The following is a 7,493-nucleotide window of genomic DNA, read 5'->3' on the forward strand; positions in this document are numbered from 1 at the left end:
TTCATTAAGTCTAATAGTTTCTGCAAATTAACAAAAATATCTTTTTGTGCTGGTTTACCAGAAAAATCTCGATCAAACTCATCACCTATTAAATGGTAATGTTCCAAACTACAGACATTACTGATTAGCCAATAACATTTAACTACATATTCAGAATCAAAAAATTCTATAACTTTAGTGCCAGAATTACAAAATACAAGGTTAGTTAATCCAGCACCATGGGGGGCTACTACAACTTTAGCATTAGCAAAACATAATGCTTGTTCTGCCACTGACATTAGTTCTAAGATAATAATTTTAAAACCAAATTTTTCTAGCAGACTAACTACTTTTGCTTCATTCACTACTCGTCTTTTTGATGCTTGTTTACGACTTATATATATTCGCTCTGCTAATGATGATTTGAGGAAATTTTTTGGCAAAAAAGTCTCTTTTAAAAAATCACAAGCCCACTTTGTATTTCTAAATCCTTCCCTATAAGGAATTGAAGGAATTATTAATTTATGAGCATGGAGATGAGGATAATTGTTACTCTCTATAATTTTGTCTTGAGAAATTCCTAAAGTTTTGATACTTTCTATCTGAAACTTTGTCTGTATTGTATTGAAAACAAACTTATCTATACTCGATATATCTATACTGCTTTGATATAGCAAAGACATCCTCCCAAGTACATCAAACATCCAATGATAATATCCACCACCACCCCATCTAACTGATAGAAAAGCTGCTGTTCCATCTATCTGATAAATAGGGGATAATTTTCGTGAAGATATAATTAGTTCGGCAGCACCAGAAGATATATCTGTTACCAGTTTATTATCGGAAGTAATAACGGCGCTATTCCATCCATCTGCCCAAGATCTTGCTTCTGGAACTATAGCCACGAATGCTTCTCCTGATTTTACTTGATTCATTTGTAGACCAGGATGAAGTTTTTTTTCTAGATTTTGAGATAACAATAAATATATTTGATTAGAAGGATATATATTGATTAAATTTATTCTGTTTATGGAATTAGAAGTAACTTTATCCTCTTCTGTTAATCGACAAAATTTTTTTAATATATATCTTGGCAAATGCTTATGAAATCTACAATCTTGCGCCGCTTCAGTGTAGGTTTGTTTTTCTAGAATATCAGCTATTTTATTATAACTATATCCATAGTTAGGTTTAATTTGTAAAGCTTGAATAAAACAGGCGATCGCTTCATCTAAAAAATCCTGCTTTTGTAAAACATCTCCAAGTTTTACATAAAATAAATGATTATCGGGATTTAATTCTATAGCACGATTAAAAGCAATAGTAGCTTGCTGATATTGTTGTTTTATTGTAAGTGCTTCCCCTAAGTTGTAATGTAATCTAGCATTATTTGGCCTTATTTTTATCCCTTGACTGTAAACAGTTATTGCTGCATCTATATCCCCTTTTTTAGCTAAAGTATTTCCAAATTTATTGTATGCTGCTGATAATTTTTTATCTGATTTTATTGCCTGATTGTAACAAGCTATCGCATCTTCTAATTTGCCTAATTCTAATAACTTATTTCCTAAATCCAAGTATTCTTTTGCTGTAGCTGAAGTTGGTTCCAAAATAACTGCTTGATAACTGCATTCTACAGCTAACTGCTCCTTGCCTAAGCTTTGCCATAATCTAGCAAAATTCCTATAAAAACCTGCTTTCTCTGGGTTAATCTCAATAGCTTTTTGATAATACTTTATAGCTTCTTCCCACTGCTTTTGCCTAGCATATATACTGCCTATATTTGCATACGCTTCAGCTAGAGTTGGATTTTCTTCAATTGCTTTGAGATAAGAATTTTTAGCCAATTCTAACTTTTCCATTGCTTGTAATACATTACCCATAGTCTTATAAACTTCCCCACAATTAGGGACAATTTCTATAGCTTTCAAACAAGCTTCATGAGCTGCATCTAACTTTCCTTGAGATAAATATATTTCTGCTTGTTGGTTTAAATTAATTGTCGATATTTCTTGATTTTTTGTAGAAGACATATTTTTCCTGAATCCTGATTTGAAATAGCAGTCAGCAGTCAGCTATCAGCTTCTCAAGGTGTATAATAGGATATTTAAACCCCAATAAAAGGCGCACCACTAATTTTTAAAATAAGCGTGGGAGACACCGACCCCTTGGATTTTTAGGTGTTAACGCAGTTCCTCTACAAGAGGCTAGCTAAATCTTGTTTGCGGAGCATGACTATCACGAAAAGCTAATAGCTAGTTAATATTACCAATTAAATTTTATCCCCAGATATTCTTCTAATCTCTGATTATGAGGTTGAAAATATTCATTTAACCTCTGACGGAAAAATTTACTAATCGGTTTATAGTAGCCAGAATTTAATTTTTTATATTTTGGCAGTTGATATTCTGGCAAACCCAAAAAATGAAAAACTTGCTTCATAGTAATAGCAGGTTTTTCATAAAAGTCTTCTCCTTTCAAAATTAGAAATTGTTCTCTAGGGAATACTTCCATCCATTTCTGAATAAATTCTATATAAACACCTCTACCTATATAATTTCCTGGTTGTTTCTGCCAGTAATTTCCATGGCCCTGGGGCCTATCTGGACTTTTTAAAAGCATTTCCAATTCAGAATCTATAGCTTCTTCAAAAGAGCGTTCTTCTCTTTTTATTCTCACCCAATGATAATATTGAGAAACGGCTCTATCTACAGGATTTCTGAAAATTATTAATAATTTTACATCAGGAAATACATTATATATTCGTTTAGCAGACTGATAATATTCCAGATAATTAGGAGTAGCTTCACCAGTAATAAAATTTTTTGATTTTGGAATTGGAGGAAAATGAGCAAGATACCAATCAATTCCTTGATTAAAACCTCTGTACCAAAAATGAGTCTCTTTCTTAATAGCTGGTAAAACTTGAGGATGTTGAGCGATGTAATTTTCTAAAGAAGTTGTGCCGCTCTTTTGAGCGCCTATAATAATAAAGTGAGGTCTTCTAGTATTTTGGGAATTCCAGTTTTGTTCAACAAAAGTTGGATGAGATTGGCTAATTTTATGATAACAAGCAGTTTTATAGCAGGTAATTGCTGCATCTATATCTCCCATTTCTGTAAAAATTTCTCCTAAGTTTAGATAACATAAAACACTTTTTGGATTAAGTTGAGTAGCGTTTTGATATAACTTAAATACAGGCAGAAGTTGCTCTTGATTTACCAAAAATTTCCATAATGTTGAGTAATTGGAAAACCAAGGATGTTCTGGTTTTAATCTAATAGCTTCCAGGTACGCGTCTACAGCTTTATCATTTTGAAGTTTGTGTAGAAAAGCATTGCCTAAGTAGAAGTAAAGTCGATGAAATTTAGGGTTAATAATAGTTGCTTGGTGGTAAACATCAATTGCTTCATCCCATCGTTGTTGTTTAGTATATATATTACCTAAACTGTAGTAAGACCAAAAAAAATTAGGATTGATTTCTAGCGATTTTTGGTAACAGGCGATCGCTTGTTCTAGCTCACCTTGTTCTTGAAAGATATCTCCTAATTTTTTGTGGAATAAATGATTTTCTGGTTTGAGTTTTATCGCACTACTATAGGCGGAGTGGGCTAAATTATATTCTTTTTTTTCTTGGAAAACTGTCCCTAGTAAGTAGTAATTTATAGGATTTTTAGGAGCTAATTTTATGCCTTGGTTTAAAACTACTAAGGCTTCTTCTAATTCTCCCTTTTGACTGAAAATTTCTCCTAAATATTGATATGCTGCTGATAAATTGGGGTTGATTTTTATAGCATGGCGATAACAGTTAATTGCTGCCTCTATTTTGTCTAATTCTAAAAGTTTTTTTCCTAAACTTAGATGTTCTGTAGCCGTCAATGACTCTGGTTCTAGAATAACTACTTGATAATTACATTCTGTGGCTAATTTTTCTTGACCAATACTATGCCAGACTTTAGCTAAATTTCGATAAACTCCTGCTAAATTTGGTTGAATTTTGAGAGCTTTTTCGTAAGCAAAAATTGCTAATTTCCATTGCTTTTGTTTGGCATACATACTACCAAGGTTGGCATGAGCTTCAGCAAAATTAGGTAGTATTTGAATAGCCTTACTGTAGTAATTTTTTGCTGCTTCTATGTCACCTTGTGCTTGAAAAATATCTCCCATCGTTTTATAAGCTGGTACAAATTCTGGTTGGCTATTTAATGCTTTTAAACAAGCTGCATAAGCCTCATTTAACTTTCCTTCAGCTAAATGAGATGTTGCTATTTGGTTGAAATTAATTGCTAGTTTTTTTGTCTTTTCATTATTAGACATATAGTAGTTTTCGGGTTGATAACGTACAAAGTTTTATGCTTTAGGGAATAGGGAACTTTGAGTGGAGAAGAGGACGTGGGGAGGGGGAGACACGGAGACGCGGAGAGAGGAAGACGCGCAGATAGATGGACGCGGGAGTTTTCTTTAATGAATAGAGCGAGTAGATTAAATTAATTACTCAATTATCCAATCTCCGCCTCCCCGCGTCCCTGCGTCTCCGTGTCCAATCTTAAAAACTTACCCTTGCAACCACTCCCCTACTCCCCCACTCCCCTACTCCTCCACTCCTCCACTTCTCTGCTGCAGAGCGATCGCCTAAATGTTCAAAAATATAAGCTATTTTCTCGTAAGCTTTATGATGATCTGGTTTAATTTGTATTGCTTTTTTCAAACATTCAACAGCATCAGACCAATTTTCTTGTTGAATATATGCTTTTCCTAATGATGTGTATAACCAGCAAGAATTAGGATTAATTTCTATAGCTGTTTGATAATTAATAATTGCTTCATCTAGTTCTCCTAGTTCTTGTAAAGCATCTGCTAACTTACGATAAAATAAATAGTTATCTACTTTTAATTCTATAGCTCGACGGTAAGATGAAATTGCTAAGTGGAATTTTTTTTGTTTACTTAGTGCTTCACCCATTTTATAGTGAAGTCTCGCTAAATTAGGATTAAGCTTGAGACCACTTTGATAAATGATAAGTGCTTGATTTATTTTTCCTTGCTTGAGCAATATTTCTCCTCTTTTACAATAAGCATCCCAATTTTTAGGATTAATTTTAATTACTTGATGATAATAAGTAATAGCTTGATTTAACTTACCCTGTTCATACAAAATATCTGCTAAATTTTTGTGAGACCAAGGAAAATTGGGATTAAGTTCTATAGTTCGTTGAAATGCCTTAATTGCATCATTTAATTTGCCTATATCTTGGAAAATTGTGCCTAGTTTGTAAGAGAATATCCAGTTTTTAGGTAGAAGCTTAATCAATTGTTGATAACAATTGATCGCTGCATTTAGTTCCCCTCGTTCTACAAAAATTTCTCCTAATTTAGAGTAAGCTTCCGATAAATTAGGATTTAATTCTATAGCTTCACGATAATCAGCTATTGCCTCTTCCGTTTTACCTTCATTGAAAAAAATATCCCCATGATTTACTTTTTCTAAAGCAGTCTTTTCTAATTCTATTTTTTGAGCTTGAGACCAATATTTTTCTGCCAAACTTAAGTTACCTAGTTTTTGGCAAACCCTAGATAAATTTCGATAAGCACCAGGCAAATTTGGTTGTAATTCAATAGCTGTTTCATAACAAGCTATAGCTGGCTGCCATTCATTTTGTTTAGCATATAAACTCCCAATATTTATGTATATCTCCGCCCAATTTGGCTGCTGCATTATAGCTTTTGTATACCAACTTATCGCCTCTTCTAACTTTCCCATTGCCTGTAATACATTTCCTAATGTTTTACAAGCCAAAGGATAAACTGGTAATATTTCTAGAGATTTTTCACAGTATAAATAAGCCTCATCTAATTTTCCAGCTTCTAAATAAGATTCTGCTTCTTGATATAAACTAAAAGCTGACATTTCTGGAGTTAAAGTCGAATACATATTTCTGTTTTAAAATGTTTGAATTGAGTCAGAATTCAGAATTCTGAATTCTGAATTTAGAATTCAGGAGAAAATAATAGTGGTCATAAACGAAGTCAGAAGTCAGTAGGGTCGAATGGCCATTCCCCAGTACAGAAGTTATTTTTGTAACAGGGATTTGAGGAAACCTCCAAAAATATTTCGCCTTAAAAGGCGGGATTGCGCGACCCAATTATTTTGATAAAATATATTTGATAAAAGATAATATTATAACTTGATTGTAGCCTACCCAGATTTTAATCGGGTGTACCTCAATTTTGAATAAAGCTAAAAATTTATCGCTTTTAGGGAACACCGGATATGGGAACAGGAAACAGGGAACAGGGAATATATATAGCAATATGATTTGAGTTGTGAGATATTGTAAATTTTTAGGGAACACCGGATATGGGAACAGAGAAGAGGAAAAAAATGTATCATATGAATATAATAATTGCTATATTCTACACTTTTAAGGAACACCTCAATTATCACAACTCATTCCTGATTGCTATAGGAAAAAAGTATTTTTGCAAATATGAGATGCACCCTTTTAATCTCTCTTTTCCCCTCTTAATTCCAATTAAGTTTCATTCCTAAATATTCTTCTAGCCTTTAGATTATGAATTTGGAAATAATCATTTAAACTCCTACGGATTGATCGATCAATAAATATTTGAAATAATCTCATAACCTGATTGTAGCCCATCCAGATTTCAATCTCTCTTTTTCTGACAAAAAATTCGGGTCTCAAGGCTTAATTTTTAAAGGAATAAAAAATAAAATTCAGTATTTTCTTGCCTGCCTATTCCAGAAAGTACTGATAATTGATAACTGAATTTACTCCTAATTCCAGTTAAATTTTATTCCTCAATGCTCTTCTAGTCTTTGATGATGAATTTAAAAATAATCATTTAAACTCCTAAGGATTGATGAATCAATAATTTTTTGAAAAAATATCATAGTCTGACTCTCTTTTTTTGACAAAAAATTCGGGTCTCAAGTCTAATTTTTAAGAGTATAAAAAAGAAACTCAGTATTTTCTTGCCTCCCTAATTCCAGGAAGTACTGTTAACTGATAACTGAATTTACTGTTAATTCCAGTTAAATTTCATTCCTAAATACTCTTCTAGTCTTTGATGATGAATTTGGAAATAATTATTTAAACTCCTAGGGATTGATGAATCAATAAATTTTTGAAATAATATTATGACGCAGTTCCTCCGGAGGAGGTTAACTGATAACTGAAATGACCTAATTTTAGCCCACCCAGATTTCAATCTCTCTTTTTTTGATAAAAATATCGCTTCTCAACCCTGGCTTTTTAAGAGGATAAAAAATCAAATTATACATCTTCTCGCCTCCCTATTCCAGGAAATACTGATAACTGATGACTGATAACTGAATTTACTCCTAATCCCAGTTAAATTTCATTCCTAAATACTCTTCTAGTCTTTGATGATGAATTTGGAAATAATTATTTAAACTCCTAGGGATTGATCGATCAATAAATTTTTGAAAAAATATCATAGTCTGACTCTCTTTTTTTGACAAAAAATTC

3 protein-coding genes are annotated in these 7,493 nt (G+C 32.5%); all 3 read right to left on the bottom strand.

All coding sequences use genetic code 11. The features are described from left to right. A partial coding sequence (locus AC3DU7_RS19780; protein WP_488041025.1) for a tetratricopeptide repeat protein occupies positions 1 to 2,015 on the bottom strand: 2,015 nt, incomplete at its 3' end. A gap of 232 nt (positions 2,016 to 2,247) precedes the next feature. After that, positions 2,248 to 4,299 (bottom strand): tetratricopeptide repeat-containing sulfotransferase family protein, encoded by a 2,052-nt coding sequence (locus AC3DU7_RS19785; protein ID WP_488041026.1) that lies wholly within the window; start codon positions 4,297 to 4,299, stop codon positions 2,248 to 2,250. Positions 4,300 to 4,528: 229 nt separating this feature from the next. Continuing rightward, entirely contained in the window at positions 4,529 to 5,914 is a 1,386-nt protein-coding gene (locus AC3DU7_RS19790) for a tetratricopeptide repeat protein (protein WP_488041027.1), read from the bottom strand. Between the last annotated feature and the right edge of the window lie 1,579 nt (positions 5,915 to 7,493).

The organism is Okeania sp. (genome assembly GCF_983059655.1).

Bases quoted from the DNA above. Each gene is read 5' to 3' on its own strand.
- AC3DU7_RS19785 (WP_488041026.1), bottom strand. From the start codon at position 4,299: ATGTCTAATAATGAAAAGACAAAAAAACTAGCAATTAATTTCAACCAA.
- AC3DU7_RS19790 (WP_488041027.1), bottom strand. From the start codon at position 5,914: ATGTATTCGACTTTAACTCCAGAAATGTCAGCTTTTAGTTTATATCAA.